This is a genomic window from Aulosira sp. FACHB-615, from assembly GCF_014698045.1.
Taxonomy (GTDB): Bacteria; Cyanobacteriota; Cyanobacteriia; order Cyanobacteriales; family Nostocaceae; genus Nostoc_B.
The window spans coordinates 16,024-37,086 of record NZ_JACJSE010000007.1 but is presented as its reverse complement, the minus strand read 5'-3'; the positions used below and the strand labels follow the sequence as shown (position 1 = coordinate 37,086).

Genomic DNA, 21,063 nt, shown 5'->3' with positions numbered 1-21,063 from the left:
CCCTTAGTATGCCCAATATATCTTTAAATGCAATACCCCTCATGCGAATATCTTGCACTTAATGAATTAGCTCTCCCTTTTATCCCTAAATTCTTACCTGCATTCACCAGAGCGGATCACTGTTCCTAAAGTCGCCTGTCCTAACACAGCCTTGACTAAATTTCCGGGAATATTGCCATCAATTATCCAACAATCAATTCCCCAATCAGAAATAGCCAAAAATTCTTCTACCTTCTGAATCATCCCGCCAGTTACATCTATTGACGCACTCTTGCCGATAGCAGCTTTAATTTGAGCATAATTGGCTGGTGTAATCTCAGGTATTACTTGCCCATTGTCGTCATACACACCAGGATAATTCCCCGCATTGATGAGTTTGACTTGGTAGTTATCTTGAATATGAAAGTATTTGGCTAACTCTGCTAATAAAGTTTCAGTAGAAAGAATAGTACCGCCAATGACTTGATCTAAAACAACATCACCGAAAACCAACGGTATTAAGCCAGCTTGTAAACTATTTTCAATTACCGAAAAGTTTGTTTTCACTAGCTGTTTATTCTGAGTCACTACCATCGTGAGAGGTGGTAAGCTCACTACTGGTAAACCTGCTTGTAAAAAATAATGGGCCAGTAATTTATTTAAATCTAAAACATCTTGATGAACTAGACAAAACCCTAGTTTATCAGCATCACAGACAACACCATTGATAGTATTATATTTATGTGCTGACTGATGCCCAAAAGAACCAGCACCATTGCCAATAATCAGTTTTACACTAGGATTTTGCTGCCTGACTAGACTAATTTCCGTAACTAGTTTTTGCATAGTTTCTAGTCGAGCAGTGTATGGTTGGTTCTTATCAGTGATTAAAGAACCTCCTAATTTGACTAATACTAGCTCTAGCATGAAATCTCAAGATGTGGTAATCACTAGCAAAAAGCTTACCACAAGGAATTTCAAATCATCGAGTGTTCACTGTCTTAAAAAACAACTAATAAGCAACAGCAAGATAACTGTTGCTTATTTATGATGAACATATTTTTTGCAGAATTCATAAGTTAAAGATTAGAATTCTGACATATATATATTGGTTATTTATCAATCGTAGAAATTATCTACTCTGATATCCCGTAAGATTTCCGAAACCTGCCATCCTGAATTGGCGATGGATAAAACTACCGGGTTATCCCGCACCGGAATATAGTTAGGTTCTCTAGTTTCTACTATATTGACTACTGGTTTTTCCTCAACGGTAGCTTCTTGGCTTTCAAAATCATCTATTGAAAGATTTTCTTCTTCTATCTGTTTTATCTTTTTCAGGATTAATTTTTCAGATTTTTTGATGAGTCGTATATCCATGATGATTTGTTAAGCCTTAAAGTGTGACAAAGAAATAATCAACAGAAAGTAGATTCTGAGAGAGTTCAAGAACTTCTTCCAGAATCTTGCGTGAAATCCGCAAAAAAGTTTTATGAACTTGGGTGTTGAAAAAATTACCTAAGAAAATCTAGGATACATCAAAATTGATTTAAAATTCCCAGGCTCAACAGAAAAATTTCTGAAATCGTAGATGCAAACTTCAAACCACTGTCAATACTCTCTATCCAGCACAATCAAGTTTCTCTAATCAACTCGATAGATTTTTTCTATGTTTGTAGGAAACTCTCTGCTGCTTAGATGGGCTATTTGCGATCGCATTGTAGGATGGGGGGAGCGATCGACACATAATTGCAGACATCAATCATCATCACTCTCTGAGTTATTATCACTGGCATACTGAAAAAATAGTTCCAGTTTCAGAACCGCGTGGTTTACCAGAAGATATGAATCCTAGTTATCAAGACTATTTTGAAAATAAAGGTCTTGGAATGGGACATCACTTTACTTGGTTCATGGTTCAAGAAATTATTGATTATGATTGGGATAGAATATTCCCAGAATGTAAAGGCTATGTAAATCATCAGTATGCCTATTTATTTTCTGCTTCGGCTCCTTTTCCTGATGATTTACCAGACGATGAGCCTGTTTATAAAATGAAAAAAGACAACACAACTGAAGTTTCATGGGTACAGAGTTATAGAGAATATGTCGGTTGTGTTGATTGGTTTATTCAAGAATTACTAAAGTTAGGAAATCCCGCAGAAATTAGAATTCTTTTTTGGCTTCATTAGATATTAGCAACCTGACAAATTGCCATAATATGTGATGAATATTTGTTAGTAGTGTAATGAACAAGTTCTAATCCCGCACTTTCTAGTTCTTGGGTAAGTTTAGGCATTTCATATTTATGATGTCTCCAAATTGTAATTTCTTTACCCTTGGGTATTTCAATAGATTTATCTATTCCTTGGAAGCTGAAATCTATAGTGTAATTATGCTGGAATTTGATATTAGCGACGACACTATCTGTTGCTAAGTCATACTTTCTAATTAGTTGACAATCTTGAGATTTAATACCAATTGTATTTTTGATTGTGCGATATATGGCTTCGGCATGATACTTACAGCCACCTCTGGCTATGCCATCCCATTGAGAGTTAGAACCAATTTCATTGGTAAAGATGAGCAAATCATTTTCATCCATACTATTTCTAAAGTTATGCAGCACCTGATTTCTATTGTGATGGTTGCCCATTGTCACACCCAAATGCAGAATGATTTTGGGTTTGCCTGAGAAATTTGCAGGTATACAGCTATTTTCAATGTCAATTTGTTGGTTGCTATAATCCAGTTTAGGAAACCAACTTGTAAAATTCTTCTTAGATACAGTCAGCAATCCTTCACTAATATCTAAAGCAATATATTTATTAATTTTATTCAATTGATTGAGTCGGAAAACAAATTCTTTGGCTGGGTATGAATTTCCTGCACCCACGTCGATAATATTGACTTGGCTAAATTTTGATATATTTTCATAAATATATGCAAAACTGTTCCTTAATAGGTCAATTTCTACACTTGATTTGCGATACCATTTAGGGCTAATAAATTTCTGATAAAAATCATGCCATATTTTTGCCCCTTGGCCTTTATAAGAATATTTCAGAGGGATTTCCCATCGAGTTTCTAAGGCGTGAATAATTTCTAAAACTTCTGCTGAGGAAAAAACAGTATAAAACTCAGAACTTGGCTTTGCTATACGAGGGTGAGAAATAGAATTATCTGCGGAAAATTGCGAGTTTTGATGAAAGTTTTTTGCCATTATTCCTTGTTCTGAGATGGGTTAAGTAGAAAAAGTACATAATTGACCACTTGGCCAGTCTTGTATTTTCTCATACCTTGCTCTCAAACAAGGTCAGGACTTACACATAAAGATGGCGGGAGTGAAAGGGTGTATGCTGCTGTCACATTAAATTATGCTTGATGGCGCGATCGCTAGGCATAGTTAGCATATCCTTGTAAATTGATAGTGAGGCGTTTCTAAACAGCAAACAGCATGGCAGATATTCCCAATTCCATCGCATCATACCGAGCCTTAGCATTGCAAGCCACTTGTCATGCTGTCAATCAAGCACGCGATCGCCACTCAGCCCAAGAAATCATTCATAATACTATCAACCGCTTGGCACAACAAATTGCCGCCAGCATTGCTTTTATTGGGTTTGACTGTCGCTTAATTGTCCTCCCAGAATATTTCCTCACCGGTTTCCCGATGGGTGAATCTCTGGCTGTGTGGCGAGAAAAAGCTTGTATAGAAATGCACGGTGCAGAATATGAAGCCCTCAGTAAAATTGCCCAAAAGCATCAAATCTTTTTAGCTGGAAACGCCTACGAACTCGACCCCAACTTTCCCCATTTATACTTTCAAACTTGCTTTGTTATTGACCCTTCTGGCACGATTGTTTTGCGGTATCGACGGCTAAATTCTTTGTTCGCACCAACACCCCATGATGTTTGGGATCAATATCTTGATTGCTATGGTTTAGAAGGGGTTTTTCCCGTGGCGAAAACTGCTATTGGCAATTTAGCTGCTTTAGCTTCCGAAGAAATTTTGTATCCAGAAGTGGCGCGGTGTTTAGCTATGCGTGGTGCCGAGATTTTTCTGCATTCCACCTCAGAAGTGTATAACAAAAACCTCACACCCAAAGACGCGGCGAAAATTTCTCGTGCTGTGGAAAATATGGCTTACGTTGTTTCTAGCAATACCGCAGGTCTAGCTAATAGTACTATCCCCATTTCTTCTGTTGATGGCGGCTCAAAAATAGTAGATTATCGCGGAATTGTATTAGCAGAAACAGGTGCAGGTGAAAGTATGGCCGCTTTTACCGAGATAGATTTAGCCGCTTTAAGACGCGATCGCCATCGTCCAGGGTTAAATAATTTACTTTCTCGCCAGCGATTTGAAATCTACGCCCAAAGCTACAGTGAGGCACAATTTTACCCAGCAAACACTATGCTAAATCAAGAAGTAGACCGCAAACACTTCATCCAAACACAGCAACAAACAATAGAACGCCTATCTCAGCTAGGAGTGATTTGAAAGTATGAAATCTGAAGTATAAAGTCTGAAAAATGACCAATGACAAATGAAAAAACCAATCGAAGTCCGTAACCCACGCACCGGCAAATATGATTATGTAATTATCCCACCGCCGCCAAAACTGCTGGCACAGCAATGCAACCGGGCGCGAAGGGCGCAAGTGCGTTGGCAACAACTAGGGGTAGAAGGGAGAGTTGCAGCTTTAAAAGAATGGAAGCAAGCAATATTAACTAGACGCGACAAACTCACAGATGCTTTGGTCAATGATACGGGTAGATTGTCTATCTCGGTAATGGAAATTGACTCGTTTCTATCTAGCATTGATCGCTGGTGTGGGTTAGCGCCAGACTTATTACAAGATTCAGCCAAAAATACATCTATCCCCTTTATCGCCCTACAACAAACATCAACCCCTTACCCTGTAGTTGGGGTGATTAGTCCGTGGAATTTCCCACTATTACTATCTACCATCGATACTATTCCGGCACTGCTGGCGGGTTGTGCGGTAGTTGTTAAACCCAGTGAAATTGCACCGCGTTTCATCGCCCCACTCACAGATGCAATTAATGAAGTACCGGCGCTACGTGATGTTTTAAGCTTTGTAGAAGGTGCGGGAGAAACCGGCGCGGCTTTAATTGAAAATGTAGATTTAATCTGCTTTACAGGTAGTGTCGCCACTGGACGCAAAGTTGCAGCCGCCGCAGCTAACAAATTTATCCCCGCTTTTTTAGAATTGGGAGGGAAAGATCCGGCGATCGTTTTAGAATCTGCCAATTTAGAATTAGCCACATCAGCAATTTTATGGGGTTCTGTCGTCAATACCGGACAGTCATGTTTATCAATTGAGCGAATTTACGTTGCTGAATCTATCTTTGACAAGTTTTATCATCAGTTAGTAGCTAAAGCCCATCGCCTACAACTAGCTTATCCCGCCATTGAAAGTGGCGAACTTGGCCCGATTATTGCCGAAACACAAGCGGGTATCATTAACGAACATATCTCCGATGCCGTGGAAAAAGGTGCTGTGATTCATTGCGGCGGTAAAGTTGAGGAGTTGGGCGGCGGTTGGTGGTGTCGTCCCACGGTGTTAACTCAAGTTAACCATACAATGAAAGTTATGACGGAAGAGACATTTGGCCCGATCATGCCCGTCATGGCTTTTGCCAAAGTAGAAGAAGCAGTTAATTTAGCTAATGATTCAATTTATGGACTAAGTGCGGCGGTGTTTGCAGAAACGGAAACTGAAGCATTAACAGTTGCCCAACAAATAGATGCAGGTGCTATCAGTATTAATGATGCCGCCCTCACCGCTATTATGCACGAAGGTGAGAAAAACGCCTTTAAATTCTCCGGCTTGGGCGGTTCGCGTATGGGTGCATCTGCCCTCAAACGGTTTTTGCGGAAAAAAGCTTTTTTAATTAAAACTAATTCTCACCAAGATCCTTGGTGGTTCGACATAACAGGAGGACGAAACTTTACTCCAGTCGGGGAACCCGCCCACCCAAGTGTCTCCAGAAGGCAAGAGGACGACACGATAAGCTATTAAGCACTTAGTTTGCAGTTTAGACCGCAGGGGGGCAGAGGGGCAGAGGAGAGAGTTTAAGTCATTTATGTACAATTTCAATAGTGCAGCTTAAATGCTGATTAGCTTATGACTCATATTGTATCGGGATCAATATTTAACTCCCGCAGTTTTGCTGCAAGACGTTCCGTTTGTTGTTGTGCTTGTTGTGCAGTTTCTTCCAGTGTGGGTACTAGTTGATGATCTGGGGTGAAATAACGCAATAATCCCTCATACACACCCAGATACAATCCTAATTGTTGACTCCACAAATGACCATATTCATTTGCTTGCAGAGGTTGATATTCGCCATCTAATAAATGAAACCCCGCAAATTCTAAGGTGTTAGGGTCAAACCAAAAATAATCCGGTGTGCGGAAGGTGTCTTGATAAATTGTTTTCTTTAAATTTTTGTCTGTCTTTGCTGTGGAGTCAGATAAAATTTCAACGATGACATTGGGATATTTGCCGTGTTCTTCCCATACCACCCAACTTTTTCTGGTTTTACGTTCACATCCCAATACTACAAAAAAGTCTGGGCCTCGGAAAAATTCTGACTTTAGTTGATAGGGACTGTAGTAAATAGTCAAGTTTCCCGCCGCATAGAAATCTTTTCTCTCGCGCCACAGCCATTCTAGGCAAGTTAACAGTAGGATGATTTGTCTGAGGTGTAAATCGCTTTCCAAGGGTGGTTCATCGCTGTATATATCACTAGGAGGAAATATAACATCCTGGCAGATGCCTGTTTGCGGATTTTTTTCTGGAGCGATGGTCATAGGATGAATACGGCAGCGAGTATGGCTTTATTGTAACAGCGTTGTATTTGGCGATCGCTCTCTCCCATCCCAATGACAGGAAAGATGCGCTCAATATCTGCAATTAATTTTGTTATCCTCTTTATAAGAAATACTGAAAATTTAATCCACTAAATTAAGCTTTAATTTAAATGGGTACTCTTTGGCTGCAATTGTGGACTCGTATGTAGCAATTGCTGTTTCAGCCATAATAAATACTTAAAAATAAACAAGTTATTCAAAAATTATGCCAGATACTAAACCGCGTGATGTTCAAGTACTACCAATTGCTACCGATACAACTGTCATGCGATCGCGCAGTTGGACAAGGTTAAGATTTGAAATAGAATACGCTCTAGCTAAAGGAACAACAGCTAACTCTTATTTAATTCAAGCTGACAAAATCGCTTTAATTGACCCACCTGGGGAAACTTTCACGCAAATTTATCTGGATGCGTTGCAACAACGTATTGATGTGACAGCGATTGATTATGTCATTCTCGGTCACATCAACCCTAACCGCGCTGCCACTTTAAAAGCTTTACTAGAAATTGCACCCCAAATTACCTTTGTTTGTTCTAACCCAGGGGCGATAAATTTACGCGGTGCTTTAGAAAATCCCGACTTACCAATTATCGTGATGCGGGGAGACGACACTCTAAATTTGGGTAAGGGACATAACTTACAATTCATTCCTACACCCAACCCCCGCTACGCCGATGAACTCTGCACCTACGACCCCCAAACCGAAATTCTCTACACAGACAAGTTATTTGGGGCGCATATCTGCGGCGACCAAGTATTAGATGAAGGCTGGGAAATTATTAACGAAGACCGCCGTTATTATTATGACTGCCTCATGGCTCCCCACGCGCGGCAGGTGGAAACAGCACTAGAAAAACTCGCAGATTTTCCCGCACGTTTGTATGCGACAGGACACGGGCCTTTAGTACGTTACGGCTTAATTGACCTAACAAAAGCTTATCGCCAATGGAGTCAACAGCAAACCTCGGCTGACTTGACAGTAGCTCTAATTTATGCTTCAGCCTATGGGAATACGGCAACCTTAGCCCAAGCGATCGCCCGTGGCATTACAAAAGCTGGTGTGGCGGTAGAATCAATTAACTGCGAATTTACGGAGCCAGAAGAAATCCGTGCGGCGGTGGAAAAATCTGATGGTTTTGTTATGGGTTCACCCACGTTAGGCGGTCATGCACCCACACCAGTGCAAACAGCTTTAGGGATTGTTTTATCCACCGGAACTAATAATAAACTGGCGGGTGTGTTTGGTTCCTTTGGTTGGAGTGGTGAAGCCGTCGATTTAATTGAAAGCCGACTCAAAGATGCGGGTTATCGCTTTGGTTTTGATACCATCCGCGTCAAGTTTAAACCCGATGATGCGACTCTGCAATTGTGCGAAGAAGCCGGAACCGACTTTGCCCAAGCTTTGAAGAAAGCCAAAAAAGTGCGATCGCAAGGTGTCCCCGCGACCAATGTTGAACAAGCAGTAGGACGCATCGTTGGCTCTCTGTGTGTGTTGACAGCCAAACAAGAAGATAGAGCCAGCGCCATGTTAGCCTCATGGGTAGCCCAAGCCAGCTTTAATCCGCCGGGGTTAACTATCGCCGTTGCCAAAGAAAGAGCCGTAGAATCACTAACCCACTCCGGTAACGAATTTGTCCTGAATATTCTTAAAGAAGGCAATCACATCGGCTTGATGAAACATTTCCTCAAACCCTTTGGCCCTGGAGAAGACCGATTTGCAGGTGTCGCCACTGAAGAAGGTGCAAATGGCTCTCCTATTTTGGCTGATGCTTTAGCATATTTGGAATGTAAAGTGCAGCACCGGATGGAATCGGGCGACCATTGGTTAGTTTATGCCACTGTAGAAAACGGTAAGGTGTTGAATCAGGATGGTGTGACGGCGGTGCATCATCGCAAGTCGGCTACACATTATTAAGTGCTGAGTGCTGAGTGCTGAGTGCTGAGTGCTGAGTTTTGAGTTTTGAGTGTTGTTCACTGAGCGAAGTCGAAGTGAACAACACTCAGTAATTTTTGGGTGAGAATGATATTGGTATGATTTACGCCAAAAAAGGAAAATTCAGGTTTTAGAGCAGGCTGTAGGTATTCAAAACCCTTACACACCCCTACCGTGTAAACACAAGTCAAAAACTTTCATCCCGCCTAGAACTAAAGTTCCAGGCTAATAGCCAAAGTCCACAAAGCGTGGACTGGAAGACATTTTTGGTTGAGTCATCTTCAGATGACTTGCGCTATGAGACTCGGAATTCATTCCGAGGCGGGACAGATGCACTCAACGAAGATTTATTTGTGTGTACACGGTAGCCTATACCCTCACACCCTTACATCCCTAAACCCAGTCTCAACAGACAAACTTTTTGCGTAAATCCTCATGGGTAAACTTCATCACATCGAGTATAAAGAGTGATTACAAATTACTTTTTAGATGTTGGGGTGGTCTGTGTTCAAATTTCTCACTAAACTCGACTATTTACTCAAAGAAACCTTTTTAGGATTATTGCGTGGCGGCTGGATGAATTGGGCTGCTGTTAGCACTGTGGCGGTATTATTATTTTTGTTCGGCTTGAGTTTGCAAACTTCTTGGCAAGTAGAAAAACTCCTCAATCAATTCGGTAGCCAATTGGAAGTTTCAGTATATTTAGAACCAGGAGTAGAAGCCAAAAGCATTGAACATTTGGTAGTAAAAATGCCGGAAGTGGTTTCGATGCAAAGCATTTCTAAAGAAGAAGCCTGGCCAAAATTAGTGAAGGATTTAGGAATTGCAGATATTGACGGTGCGACTCAGCAGCTAGGGGAAAATCCTTTAGTGGATGAGATGAAAGTTAAAGCACGGAGTTCTCAAGTAGTACCAGTTTTAGCCACAAATTTGGCGAAATTGCGAGGTGTGGATACTGTTGAATATGTGGATGAAGCTGTAAAACGAATTGCTCAGTTGCATCGAGGGTTGAACTGGTTTACTGTGACAATTACCAGTATTTTGACTTTAACTGCGATCGCTGTTACTACTACCACCATTCGCCTGATTGTACTGGCGCGACGACACGAAATTGAGATTATGCAGCTAGTCGGCGCAACTTCCGCCTGGATTTACCTACCGTTTATTTTACAAGGAATTTCCTTTGGTTTAGTTGGTGGTGCGATCGCTTGGAGTTTTATTTCGGTAATCGAACAATTTTTAGGCAAACTCCTAGCTAATCAACCAGAGTTTATTCAATTCCTTGCCAATGGTTTGCAACTTGCACCATCACAAATCTTATTATTACCCCTGATTCTCTTAAGTTTCGGTGCAACGGTAGGATTAATAGGCAGCTTATTTGCAGTACACCGATTTGCTAAGGCTTAGTCTCTTGTCAAAAGTTCTCTATTATATTAATCAAATGACAAATGACCAATGACCAAGGACAAATAACATGACATCTCAATGGGAATATTTATTAAAAAATCTTGGTGAATGGCAAGGTTCATTCACCAGATTTTCACCTCAAGGTGTGCTGTTGAACGATGTTAAAAGCGTAGTTTCTTTAGAAGGGTTGAATGATAATAAAACTATTCACCAAGTTGTTAGCCGCGAAGGTCAAGAAGATTTAGTTTTAGAATACAGTTCACTATCTAAAGCAACACTTTTTTTTGAAAATGGCGCATTTTCCCAAGGTTCGATTCAATTAGCACCATTTACAGAATTTGGTGCAGAACTAAGTTTAATTTATGAAAATCGCCGCGTACGTTTAGTTCAATTATTTGATAAAAACGGTCAACTTGATAAACTAACTTTAATCCGAGAACATTTAGCCGGAACAGCACCAGTAGAAAATCCTCCCTTAACGGTAAATGATTTATTGGGAGAATGGCGCGGTGAGGCGATTACAATATATCCTGACTGGCGATCGCCTGATACTTTCTCTTCAACGTTAAAATTACATTTAGATGATGCTGGACGATTAGTGCAGAGTTTGACTTTTGGCGAAAGAACCATCACTTCAACAGCCACTATCAAAGGTTCTCTCATTCACTTTGACCAAGACCCACAAAAGCAAGTACAAATTTTATTATTACCTAACGGTGCTTCTGCAACATCGCCCTTGCAAGTAAAATTACGTCAACCCTTATTTTTAGAAGTTGGTTGGCTAATTCAGCCTAACTTACGCCAGCGCATGGTTCGCACCTATAACGATAAAGGTGAATGGGTAAGCCTAACTTTAGTGACTGAACAAAAATGAATACTATCAATCAAAAGAATAACCAGCAAAGAAAATCTCACTCGGCTGGTTGTCTGCATAAACAATGATGTATCTTGCTGTACCTCTATCAATACTGTCCCAAAATTGATTTCTGCCATTAGGATTTGTGTTACCAAGAAGTACTGACTCTATCATTTGATGAGTGGGTTGCTCAGTACCAAATAGAGTAATAAGTTCTGCTGGAGGTAGTAGAAAAGCAGTGTTAAAAACTTCGCCAAGTATTTGATAAAATTCTTCTCCTCCTAGTAATGCCTCTTCAAACTCATCTCTTGAAAGTGGACATGGCCTATCATCAACTCGGAGAATATCAAGAATTGAACGTGTTCCATCAGCCTCTGAGGCTTCTAGTGCTGCTTCAATGGATATATGCTGCGCTCCAGGAGCAGGAGAATTTTCTGTAATTGGGAAATCAAGCAGTGGTATTGCAGGATTATATCGACCTGCTTGAAATTCTCTTTGGCGGAGTGTCTGTAATGCTGCATTCAGATCAGGTTGATAATCTGTGTAGTACCAATAAACTTCTGCACCCATAGAAATTAGTCACTAAATTTAAGAATGAGCCACATCATGCCCTACATTCTTACACCAAAGAACAGCGACGCTGCAACGCTTTCTGAAGTAAAGTTTGATATTCTTCATCGCCAATCCCGTATGCACCGAAGCGTTCTAAATGTGGGTTCATCATTTGAGCGTCAAACAGGACAAATTGTTTTTGGCGCAATCTTTCTACTAACTTAACCATTGCTACTTTTGAGCCTTCGGGAATGCGATAAAACATCGATTCACCGATGAAAGCGCCACCAATGACAATTCCTAAAATACCGCCTGCGAGTTCATCACCTTGCCAAGTTTCAAAACTGTGAGCAAAACCTGTTTTATGCAGTAAAAAGTAAATTTCTTTTAATTCATCCGATATCCAGGTTGTTTCTCGGTTCGCACATCCATCAACAACAGCCGGAAAATCCCGGTTAATTGCCACTGTAAACCGTTCTTGATTCAAAACACGCTGCAACGACTTAGGATAGCGGAATCGCTGATCTAAAGGAATCAAAGTCCGATCGCGGCTACCATACCAACCCAAGCCATGATCGTCATCAGCCATGAGAAAATAACCTTGGGCATATCCTTGAATAATTGCAGCGATATCATATTGCATAGATAGATCAAAATAAAATAAAAAAATTCAGAGGAACGCCATTTGATGCGATCGCCATCCTCTGCGCTCCTCTGGGATATATTTAGCATGACTCTGCATTTACCAAAATGACACAACCAATCCCATCCATTACCCTACCACCAGCTAACAACCCCCTCCTTGAAGGTGAGTGGTTACAAGAGCGTTTGTTGCGGTGGTTAGATGCAGAATTTATCCCTGAAGCAATCAACCAAACGATTGCTCAACGAGCCGCGCAAATTTATGTCCGCCAACGTATGGAAGGAGAAAACGACTTGGGTTCTCTGGTAATTGCCATTGTCACAGAGATGCAAGGATTTGATTTTTCCAAAAGCTTTTATGGAGAGTTTGCGATCGCTAACGCCGTCAGCGATCTACTCTTAGAAAGTCTGGGTATAGACCATTGCTGCGGTCAATAATTATTGTCATTGTCATTTGTCCTTAGCAATAACCAATGACTAATGACTAATGACCCTTCGGGTTCGCCAGTTGCTCATGGGGGAAACCCCCAAGACCGCACTGACTCACCAATGACCAATGACTACCAACTAGACTTAACAACTCCAGGTAATAAACCTTCGTGCGCCCACTCCCGCAGAACGTTCCGAGACAGTCCAAAGTCACGGTAAACACCTCTAGGACGACCAGTTACCCAACAGCGATTGCGGCGACGGTTGGGCGCACTGTTACGAGGTAGTTGTTGAATTTTACGGTGAGCGTCCAGTTTCTCTTCTAAAGATTCTGCTTGTTTGAACTCTTCCATCAGAGTTTCCCGCTTCTCCGCATACTTTGCGACTAATTTGGCGCGTTTTTTCTCGCGCTCAATCATACTTTTCTTCGCCATACATTCTAAATAAAGACAGCATTTTCCATTCTACAGTGTCAGAATCAATTCTAGGGATAGTTTTGATATTAAAGGGAACAGGGAAAAAGGAATAGGTAACAGTACAAGGGTTTGACGAGGACTGTCATACCATTTCACGTTCAAAATGATACATATCGGCAAGTAGCGCCTCGACTTCGCTCGGCGATCAAATGCAGAGAGCTATGGCGTTATGTTACCTGCTTGAAAAATCTGTTGGGCGGTTAAAATCAGTTCTGGGAAGGTTGGTGACTGAATCAAATCATCCCCTTGAAACTTTTTAACTTGATACTCGCCTTCATCTAACGAGAAAATCAAAATAGTGGCTTGTTTCGGTTTCCCAATAAATTCTCTACCACCCAAAGCAGCGTAATCAACAAGCCAGTATTCTTGTATTCCTATTGCTTCGTACTCGCCACGTTTCTTAAAGTAATCATCCCGCCAATTCGTACTAACGACCTCAACAATTAAAGGCACTGAGGCTCCGTAGACCACAGTAGATTGCTTTTGCCAAAGAGGTTCATTGATTAAGTTTTGCCGATTCAGCAATAGTATATCTGCTGAGTAAGCAGATTCATTTTCTGGTGGTTTTACTAGTGCTGTTTTCGGTATAAAGTATGGCAGTTGTAAGCGTTCATACTCCACCACTAACTTAGTCACTAAAAAGCCTATAACCTCTTCATGTCCTCCCAATGGCTGCGGCATTTTAATGATGACTCCATCATGCAATTCATAACGCCCATCTTCTGGTTTACATTGAGTAAATTCTGCAAATGTGAGTAGTTTACGTTGGGCTTGAATCATTTTTCCTTCTCTTGAGCATTAAGATATCAGTTTTTCAGTACTTATCCAAATTATTTGTCAGATGTAGGACATAAATCAGCCAACTCACAAGCTGAACAAGCGGGAGAACGGGCTTTACAAATAGCACGACCATGATAAATTAGCCGAATTGACCAATTTTCCCAATCTGGTTGGGGTAATAACTTCATTAAATCTTGTTCAATTTTAATGGGTTCAGCATGTTTAGTTAAACCCAGGCGTTGACTGAGGCGCTTAACGTGAGTATCTACAGTTACACCAGCATTGATCCCATAAGCGTGAGCTAAAACTACATTTGCTGTTTTTCGCGCCACACCAGGTAATTTTAATAATTGCTCCATTTTATCAGGCACAACCGAATCAAATTCCGTCACAATCATCCGACAGGCGGCTTGAATGTTTTTAGCTTTATTACGATAAAACCCTGTAGAACGCACCAAGTTTTCTAATTCTTCTAAATCAGCATTGGCTAAACTGGCTGCATCGGGAAAGCGACCAAATAAAGCTGGTGTCACTTTATTGACGCGCTCATCTGTACATTGTGCGGAAAGAATGGTTGCAACGAGTAGTTGTACAGGTGTTGAGTAGTTTAATGAACAAGTAGCATCTGGATATAAATGTTTGAGGCGTTGGAGAATTTCTAACGCTCGTTGTTTTTTTGAGGGAGATTTACGGGTGGTCATAAAAAAAGGCAAAAGTAAAAAGGCAAAAGTAAAAAAGGCATTGCTGAATATGAGGATTAAAATTAAAAATTCAATCTCTCAAACTCTTATTCTCCGCGCCTCTGGTTACTGAGCGAAGTCGTTCGCGTTAGCGTCTCCGAAGGAGAAGTATGCGTCTCTGCGTGAGATAAAAATTATCCAACTCATCAGCAACACCTAAAAAAATCATTGCCTATTTACTTAAAGATTAGTAAGTAAAAAATAAATTAGCCTGCACAGGCAGGCTTGGTTTGATGAGCCTCAGACTTGAGTCTGAGTGCTTTAATTTTGTGCCATGACTACTGAGTAGTTAACTGGATGGTTTCTTTGACAATTAAGAAAATACCTAAACCCAAAAGTAGGACTAAGCCAGTTTGCATGACACCTTCTTGAATACGGTTAGGTAAGGGTTTACCGCGTAAACCTTCAATTAATAGGAAAGCTAGTTGTCCGCCATCTAATGCAGGGAGGGGCAAGATATTGATAATGGCTAAGTTAATGCTGATAATTGCGGCAAAAGATAACAAGTTTGTGCTGTCATCTGCGGCTAATTTTGCACCAACTTTGACGATATTAACTGGGCCAGAAACTTGTCCAATGGTTTGTTTGAAGTTAGTAATTAATTGTCCAAAACCATTAAGTGTGCCGACAAATAATTGTTGGAAGCGGTTAGCAGCAATGCCAAAAATCTCAAAAGGATTGCTAGGGCGACGAAAAACAGGTTTACCATTTGGCCCTAATTGAATGCCAACCAAGCCTTTACCATCAGCGCCTAGTGTGGGGGTTAATTTTAGGGAAACTTGTTTATCTTTCTGCTGAACTTTGAGGGAAATTTCCTGGTTGGGATGGGTTTGAATTTCTTTGGTCAAGATGGCGGTGGATTTTTCGGAGGCTGGAAGTTCTTGACCGTTTATGGCTAAAACTATGTCACCTTCTCTAATTCCGGCTTGATAGGCAATGGATTGTTCATTAACTGGTTGAACAATTACGCCGGGTTGATAATTAAACTTTTCGGGGATGCCGACAATGCCCAATTGCAACACTAGGACTAAATAGGCAAAGATTAAATTTGCGATGACTCCTGCACTGATCACGATCGCCCGGTCTAAAATTGGACGGTTACGCAGCAGATTCGGGTCGTTGGGTGGAATGTCACTATCTGGGTCATCATCGGGAAAACCAACAAAGCCACCCAAGGGAAAAGCACGTATAGCATATTCGGTTTCTGTTCCTTGGTATTTCCACAAAATCGGCCCAAAGCCCAAGGAAAAGCGGTTAGCATAAATGCCTTGAGACCGCGCTGCTACAAAGTGTCCCAGTTCATGTACCAAAATTAAAACAGCCAAGACTGCGATCGCTGCTAAAACTGACATAAAGCAAATAAGTCAAAATATTCGGATATATTTCCTTATTGTAGTAGTTGAAGAACGGACGCTGAGACTGAATACTGTTATGTGGGAGGAGGGAGGGGGCAGGAGGCAGGGGGCAGGGGGGGGGGAGCAGGGGGAGACTCAGCACTTTCAAGTCAAAATTTGAGAGGGTTCTTGCGTTAGTTCTTATTATGTTAATGGCTCTACATTCTCCATAAAATTAAACCCAGTATATTAAACTACTTTTCGACTAGTGCAATTACATAAATACGGCGTATACACTACCTTAATCAGTCACTCAGATTAAATTTTAAATACTCTTGACAGAAACTTTAAAAAGTAACTAAAAAATTGTAGTGAATGAACAGAGTAAATCTAGATAGATGTATTGAGACTCAATAAAATATTGCCAACTTGCTCACAATCTCACCGTCAAATAGTTCACTCTTATAGCAGAATTCAGAGTTTAGAAGTAACGCAGTCTATTTCTCTATCTGGAGGTATAGATTATATACTTCAAGTGAAAATCCGCAATATATCTAAAATAATTAGCTTTCGAGTATTAAGTTAAACTGAGCGCAAAATAAATGGGACAAGGTTTTTTACAAATCGGCTTGACGCTGTGTATTGTCATAGCGATCGCACCTATTTTGGGACGATATATAGCGCGTGTGTTCCTGGGACAAAGAACAATCCTTGATCCCCTGATGAACCCGATAGAACACAGCATTTATCTAGTTGCAGGTGTTAATAGAAAAGATGATATGACGGGCTGGCAGTATATCCGAGCGATTCTGTCTAGCAATCTAGTCATGGGAATTTTAGTTTTTGGGTTGATACATACTCAAAGATTTTTACCTTGGAATCCCAACGGATTTTACGCGCCTCGTTGGCATACATTACTGCACACGGTGATTTCTTTTGTTACCAACACAGACCAGCAGCACTATATCCCCGAAACTACTCTCAGTTACTTCAGCCAAGTCGCGGCGTTAGGCTTTTTGATGTTCACTTCGGCCGGTACAGGATTGGCGGTGGGGATCGCTTTTATTCGCGGGTTGACTAGCAAAAAATTGGGTAACTTTTATGTTGACCTGACTCGTGGCATTACCAGGATATTACTACCGATTTCCATAGTTGGGGCGATCGCCCTTGTTTTCTTGGGTGTACCGCAAACCCTAGATAAACCATTAATTGTGGAAACTCTAGAAGGCAGCACACAATATATCGCCAGAGGCCCTGTTGCTTCCTTTGAGATGATTAAGATGCTGGGTGAGAATGGCGGTGGTTTCTTTGCGGCGAATTCTGCCCATCCCTTTGAAAACCCCAATGGCGCATCTAACTTAATTGAACTCATCGCTATGATTGCCACCCCCGCAGCTTTGATATTCACCTACGGGATCTTTGCGAAAAACTTCAAACAAGCTTGGCTGTTGTTTTGGATGGTGTTTACCGCCTTCGTAATTTTAGTGTGGGTGACAGTCAGTGGCGAACTACAAGGAAATCCCCTTGTGAATGCCAACTTAGTAGCAGAACTGCCGAATTTAGAAGGTAAAGAAGTCCGAATTGGAGTTGTACAGACAGCATTGTGGGCTGTGACAACCACCGCCACCATGACAGGCGCAGTCAATGGAATGCTTGATTCTTTAATGCCCCAAGGATTATTTGCGACATTATTTAATTTATTTGTGCAGATTATTTGGGGAGGACAGGGTACAGGGATCGCTTACCTGCTGATTTACTTAATTCTCACGGTGTTCTTAACGGGGTTGATGGTGGGACGCACACCAGAATTTTTAGGACGCAAAATCGAAAAGCGCGAAATTGTCCTCGCCAGCGTCGTGCTGTTGATTCACCCCATCGTGATTTTAATTCCCAGTGCGATCGCCTTAGCTTATCCCTTTTCTTTGTCTGGCATTACTAACCCCGGCTTTCATGGAATTTCCCAAGTTGTTTATGAATATGCTTCAGCCGCCGCCAATAACGGTTCTGGCTTAGAAAAACTCGCCGATAATACCCTGTGGTGGAACTTCAGCACCAGTTTGAGTATGTTGGCAGGACGCTACATCCCGATGATTGCCATCTTACTGTTAGCTGATAATATGTCACGCAAACCAACCACACCAGAAACACCAGGAACCCTCAAAACCGATTCCCTACTATTCACCACAGTGACTGCTGGTATAGTACTGATTTTAGGAGTCTTGACATTTTTCCCCGTTTTAGCCCTAGGCCCCATCGCCGAAGGATTTAAACTAGCATCTGGCAGTTAGGGGTGGGGAGTGGGGAGTGGAGAGTAGGGAGTGGGGAGTGGGGGTAGACAAGGTAGAGGGGGTAGACAAGGTAGAGGGGGTAGACAAGGTAGAAATAGAAAATTACTCCCTTGTCCCCCCTGCCCCCCTTATCCCCCTGCCCCCCTGCCCCCCTGCCCCCCTGCCCCCCTGCCCCCTGCCCCCCTGCCCCCCCGCATCCCCTTGCACCACTAAACGATATGAACCAAGTGGCACCTACCCAGAAATCAAAAAACACAAAACTGCGTCCGAGCGATCGCCGTCAGGCGCGGAAAAAGGCCAGAATCGATAACAAAGGAATTTATTTGAGAGCCATCAAGGATGCTTTTATCAAGCTCAATCCCATCGCCGCCATTAAAAATCCGGTGATGTTTGTGGTGTGGATTGGTACGCTGATTACCTTGGCTGTAACGATTGATCCCAACTTATTCGGCCCCACCCAACAGCGAAATCCTCAACTGTTTAACGGTATCCTCACCGGAATTTTGTTTTTTACAGTGTGGTTTGCTAATTTTGCTGAAGCTGTCGCCGAAGGACGTGGTAAAGCCCAAGCCGATGCCTTGCGATCGACCCAATCAGAAACCATCGCCAAAAAACTCGCCTCTGATGGTTCAATCTCCGAAGTTCCTTCCACTAGCCTCAGACAAGGTGACAATGTATATATTGTGGCTGGTGATATCATCCCCGCCGATGGGGAAGTAATTATGGGTGTCGCCTCGGTGGATGAATCAGCCATTACCGGCGAATCTGCACCAGTCCTCAAAGAATCAGGTTCAGACGTAGCGAGTTCCGTGACAGGTGGCACACGCATCATCTCTGACGAATTAATCATCCGCGTCACAGCTGATCCCGGTAAAGGTTTTATTGATCGGATGATTACATTAGTCGAAGGTGCAGAACGCAGCAAAACACCCAACGAAGTTGCTTTAACAGTATTACTGTCCGTATTAAGCTTAATATTCCTGTTTGTTGTGGCCACCTTGCCAGCCTTTGCCTACTACGTTCAAAGTCCAATTAGCATCCCTGTTTTAATTGCTTTATTAGTCGCCTTGATCCCCACAACCATCGGTGGTTTACTCAGCGCCATTGGGATTGCAGGTATGGATCGAGTCGCCCAATATAATGTGATTGCTACCTCTGGACGAGCAGTGGAAGCCTGTGGTGATGTTAATACGTTAGTTTTAGATAAAACCGGCACAATTACCCTGGGTAATCGTTTAGCGGAAGAATTTATTCCGATTAACGGTCATTCTATGCAGGAAGTGGCTTATATTGCCTTAATTGCCAGCATCTTTGACGATACACCCGAAGGTAAATCGATTGTGCGGCTGGCAGAAAGATTAGGCGCAAGACTAGATTTTGATCCCAGTCGCGCCAGTGCCGTGGACTTTTCTGCTAAAACCCGGATGAGTGGTACAAATTTAGCCAATGGACGAGAAGTCCGCAAAGGTGCAGTCGGAGCAATTCAAGGATTTGTGCGATCGCGCAACGGTCGAGATACTCCAGAATTAGATACTGCATACCAGCGAATCTCCCAACAAGGAGGTACACCCCTAGCAGTTTGCTTAGATCAAGAAATTTACGGTGTCATCTATCTCAAAGATATTGTTAAACCCGGTATTCGTGAGCGTTTTGCCCAGATACGCCGGATGGGTGTGTATACTATCATGCTCACCGGAGACAACCATATTACTGCATCTGTAATTGCCCAAGAAGCTGGTGTCGATGATTTTATTGCTGAAGCCACCCCAGAAGATAAAATCAGCGTCATTCAAAAAGAACAAGCCGAAGGCAAATTAGTAGCCATGACAGGCGACGGAAGTAACGACGCTCCCGCCTTAGCACAGGCAAATGTGGGTGTCGCTATGAATACAGGTACACAAGCAGCTAAAGAAGCCGCCAACATGGTAGATTTGGACTCTGATCCCACCAAACTCATCGATATTATCAGTATTGGTAAACAATTGCTGATTACCCGTGGGGCATTAACCACATTCTCAATTGCTAATGATATTGCTAAGTATTTTGCAATTATCCCGGTAATTTTTGCAGCCGCTAATCTGCAAAGTCTCAATATTATGAATTTAACTAGTACTAATTCGGCTGTGCTATCGGCATTAATTTATAATGCGTTGATTATTCCGGCATTAATTCCCTTGGCTTTAAAAGGCGTAAAATTCCGCCCGTTGACAGCGAATCAATTATTAAAACGTAATATTTTAATTTATGGCTTAGGTGGGTTAATTGCACCATTTATTGCCATTAAAATTATAGATTTGTTGATTACCGCAGTCGGCTTGGCATAGAAGGAAGTATGAAGTGTGAAGTATGAAGTATGAAATTTTTCAGGACTTACGCAAAAATTCTCAAAAAGCTTAATTTATATTTACTACTCAGCACTCAGCACTCAGCACTTTGCTATTGACCAATTTTGAATTTTTACCCTGTTAGTGAGGGAAATTAGCAGATAAGTATGAATAAAGAGTTTATGGATTTAAGGCGACAATGGCGTAAACAAAAATTTTTTATCGGCATTCTGATTGTAATTGGAATTAATTTAGGACTTTCTCGTGTAGTTTATGCAGCTAGTAATAACACCTTACAAATTCAATTTACTTGGGCGTATGGTGTTTTATCTGCCATTCTTTTAGGGCTAATTATTTACTTATTTGTGGTGTTTTTTCAGCCAGAACGCTTTTAAAAATTTAATCCTCAACACTCAACAATT

At 41.7% G+C, this 21,063-nt stretch carries 20 protein-coding genes; 10 read left to right on the top strand and 10 right to left on the bottom strand.

Annotation, left to right across the window (positions count from 1 at the left end):
- Positions 1-93: 93 nt before the first annotated feature.
- Positions 94-906, bottom strand: a complete 813-nt coding sequence (locus H6G77_RS13605) for an isopentenyl phosphate kinase (protein ID WP_190592179.1) — start codon at positions 904-906, stop codon at positions 94-96.
- Between the two features lie 192 nt (positions 907-1,098).
- Complete coding sequence (locus H6G77_RS13600; protein WP_190592180.1) at positions 1,099-1,359, bottom strand: hypothetical protein; 261 nt, start codon at positions 1,357-1,359, stop codon at positions 1,099-1,101.
- 464 nt (positions 1,360-1,823) lie between these two features.
- On the opposite strand from H6G77_RS13600, the gene H6G77_RS13595 reads away from it, so the two are divergent.
- Entirely contained in the window at positions 1,824-2,171 is a 348-nt protein-coding gene (locus H6G77_RS13595) for a hypothetical protein (protein ID WP_242049214.1), read from the top strand.
- Here the strand turns inward: H6G77_RS13595 and H6G77_RS13590 are convergent.
- The gene (locus H6G77_RS13590; RefSeq protein ID WP_190871836.1) at positions 2,168-3,202 is read right to left on the bottom strand and encodes an L-histidine N(alpha)-methyltransferase; all 1,035 of its coding nucleotides are present in this window, start codon (positions 3,200-3,202) and stop codon (positions 2,168-2,170) included. The genes H6G77_RS13595 and H6G77_RS13590 overlap by 4 nt on opposite strands.
- A 234-nt stretch (positions 3,203-3,436) precedes the next feature.
- Between H6G77_RS13590 and H6G77_RS13585 the strand changes: the two genes are divergently transcribed.
- A complete protein-coding gene (locus H6G77_RS13585) occupies positions 3,437-4,480 on the top strand; it encodes a nitrilase-related carbon-nitrogen hydrolase (RefSeq protein ID WP_190871835.1) in 1,044 nt (347 codons plus the stop codon).
- A 46-nt stretch (positions 4,481-4,526) separates the two neighbouring features.
- Positions 4,527-6,026, top strand: a complete 1,500-nt coding sequence (locus H6G77_RS13580; protein ID WP_242049213.1) for an aldehyde dehydrogenase family protein — start codon at positions 4,527-4,529, stop codon at positions 6,024-6,026.
- A 110-nt stretch (positions 6,027-6,136) separates the two neighbouring features.
- On the opposite strand, the gene H6G77_RS13575 is transcribed toward H6G77_RS13580, so the two are convergent.
- Entirely contained in the window at positions 6,137-6,817 is a 681-nt protein-coding gene (locus H6G77_RS13575; RefSeq protein ID WP_190592183.1) for a Uma2 family endonuclease, read from the bottom strand.
- A gap of 265 nt (positions 6,818-7,082) precedes the next feature.
- Here H6G77_RS13575 and H6G77_RS13570 point away from each other — a divergent pair, with 265 nt between their 5' ends.
- From H6G77_RS13570 to H6G77_RS13560, 3 genes are all read left to right on the top strand, one after another.
- Positions 7,083-8,795: a diflavin flavoprotein gene (locus H6G77_RS13570; RefSeq protein ID WP_190871834.1), complete on the top strand. Its 1,713-nt coding sequence runs from the start codon at positions 7,083-7,085 to the stop codon at positions 8,793-8,795.
- A 522-nt stretch (positions 8,796-9,317) separates the two neighbouring features.
- The gene (locus H6G77_RS13565; RefSeq protein ID WP_190592185.1) at positions 9,318-10,220 is read left to right on the top strand and encodes an ABC transporter permease; all 903 of its coding nucleotides are present in this window, start codon (positions 9,318-9,320) and stop codon (positions 10,218-10,220) included.
- A 67-nt stretch (positions 10,221-10,287) separates the two neighbouring features.
- Positions 10,288-11,094 carry a DUF3598 family protein gene (locus H6G77_RS13560; RefSeq protein ID WP_190871833.1) on the top strand — a complete coding sequence of 269 codons (807 nt, stop codon included), beginning with the start codon at positions 10,288-10,290 and terminating at the stop codon, positions 11,092-11,094.
- Positions 11,095-11,100: 6 nt separating this feature from the next.
- On the opposite strand, the gene H6G77_RS13555 is transcribed toward H6G77_RS13560, so the two are convergent.
- Together H6G77_RS13555 and aat are read right to left on the bottom strand one after the other, a co-directional pair.
- Positions 11,101-11,646: a hypothetical protein gene (locus H6G77_RS13555; RefSeq protein WP_190871832.1), complete on the bottom strand. Its 546-nt coding sequence runs from the start codon at positions 11,644-11,646 to the stop codon at positions 11,101-11,103.
- 49 nt (positions 11,647-11,695) lie between these two features.
- The gene (gene aat / locus H6G77_RS13550; RefSeq protein WP_190871831.1) at positions 11,696-12,271 is read right to left on the bottom strand and encodes a leucyl/phenylalanyl-tRNA--protein transferase; all 576 of its coding nucleotides are present in this window, start codon (positions 12,269-12,271) and stop codon (positions 11,696-11,698) included.
- A 107-nt stretch (positions 12,272-12,378) separates the two neighbouring features.
- Here aat and H6G77_RS13545 point away from each other — a divergent pair, with 107 nt between their 5' ends.
- Positions 12,379-12,708 (top strand): hypothetical protein, encoded by a 330-nt coding sequence (locus tag H6G77_RS13545; protein ID WP_190592191.1) that lies wholly within the window; start codon positions 12,379-12,381, stop codon positions 12,706-12,708.
- Positions 12,709-12,830: 122 nt separating this feature from the next.
- On the opposite strand, the gene rpsN is transcribed toward H6G77_RS13545, so the two are convergent.
- The 4 genes from rpsN to rseP all read right to left on the bottom strand — a co-directional run bounded on the left by rpsN (position 12,831) and on the right by rseP (position 16,047).
- The gene (rpsN, locus tag H6G77_RS13540; RefSeq protein ID WP_190592192.1) at positions 12,831-13,133 is read right to left on the bottom strand and encodes a 30S ribosomal protein S14; all 303 of its coding nucleotides are present in this window, start codon (positions 13,131-13,133) and stop codon (positions 12,831-12,833) included.
- A 201-nt stretch (positions 13,134-13,334) separates the two neighbouring features.
- On the bottom strand, positions 13,335-13,955 hold the full coding sequence (locus H6G77_RS13535) for a Uma2 family endonuclease (RefSeq protein ID WP_190871830.1): 621 nt from the start codon (positions 13,953-13,955) through the stop codon (positions 13,335-13,337).
- 50 nt (positions 13,956-14,005) lie between these two features.
- Positions 14,006-14,656: an endonuclease III gene (gene nth, locus H6G77_RS13530; protein ID WP_190592194.1), complete on the bottom strand. Its 651-nt coding sequence runs from the start codon at positions 14,654-14,656 to the stop codon at positions 14,006-14,008.
- 317 nt (positions 14,657-14,973) lie between these two features.
- Positions 14,974-16,047, bottom strand: coding sequence for an RIP metalloprotease RseP (rseP, locus tag H6G77_RS13525; RefSeq protein ID WP_190592195.1), 1,074 nt, complete (start codon positions 16,045-16,047; stop codon positions 14,974-14,976).
- A gap of 584 nt (positions 16,048-16,631) precedes the next feature.
- Here rseP and kdpA point away from each other — a divergent pair.
- From kdpA to H6G77_RS13510, 3 genes are all read left to right on the top strand, one after another.
- Positions 16,632-18,317 carry a potassium-transporting ATPase subunit KdpA gene (gene kdpA, locus H6G77_RS13520; RefSeq protein ID WP_190871829.1) on the top strand — a complete coding sequence of 562 codons (1,686 nt, stop codon included), beginning with the start codon at positions 16,632-16,634 and terminating at the stop codon, positions 18,315-18,317.
- Between the two features lie 218 nt (positions 18,318-18,535).
- Complete coding sequence (kdpB, locus tag H6G77_RS13515) at positions 18,536-20,641, top strand: potassium-transporting ATPase subunit KdpB (RefSeq protein ID WP_190871828.1); 2,106 nt, start codon at positions 18,536-18,538, stop codon at positions 20,639-20,641.
- A gap of 167 nt (positions 20,642-20,808) precedes the next feature.
- Positions 20,809-21,036, top strand: a complete 228-nt coding sequence (locus H6G77_RS13510; protein WP_190591877.1) for a potassium-transporting ATPase subunit F — start codon at positions 20,809-20,811, stop codon at positions 21,034-21,036.
- The last annotated feature ends 27 nt before the right edge of the window (positions 21,037-21,063 follow it).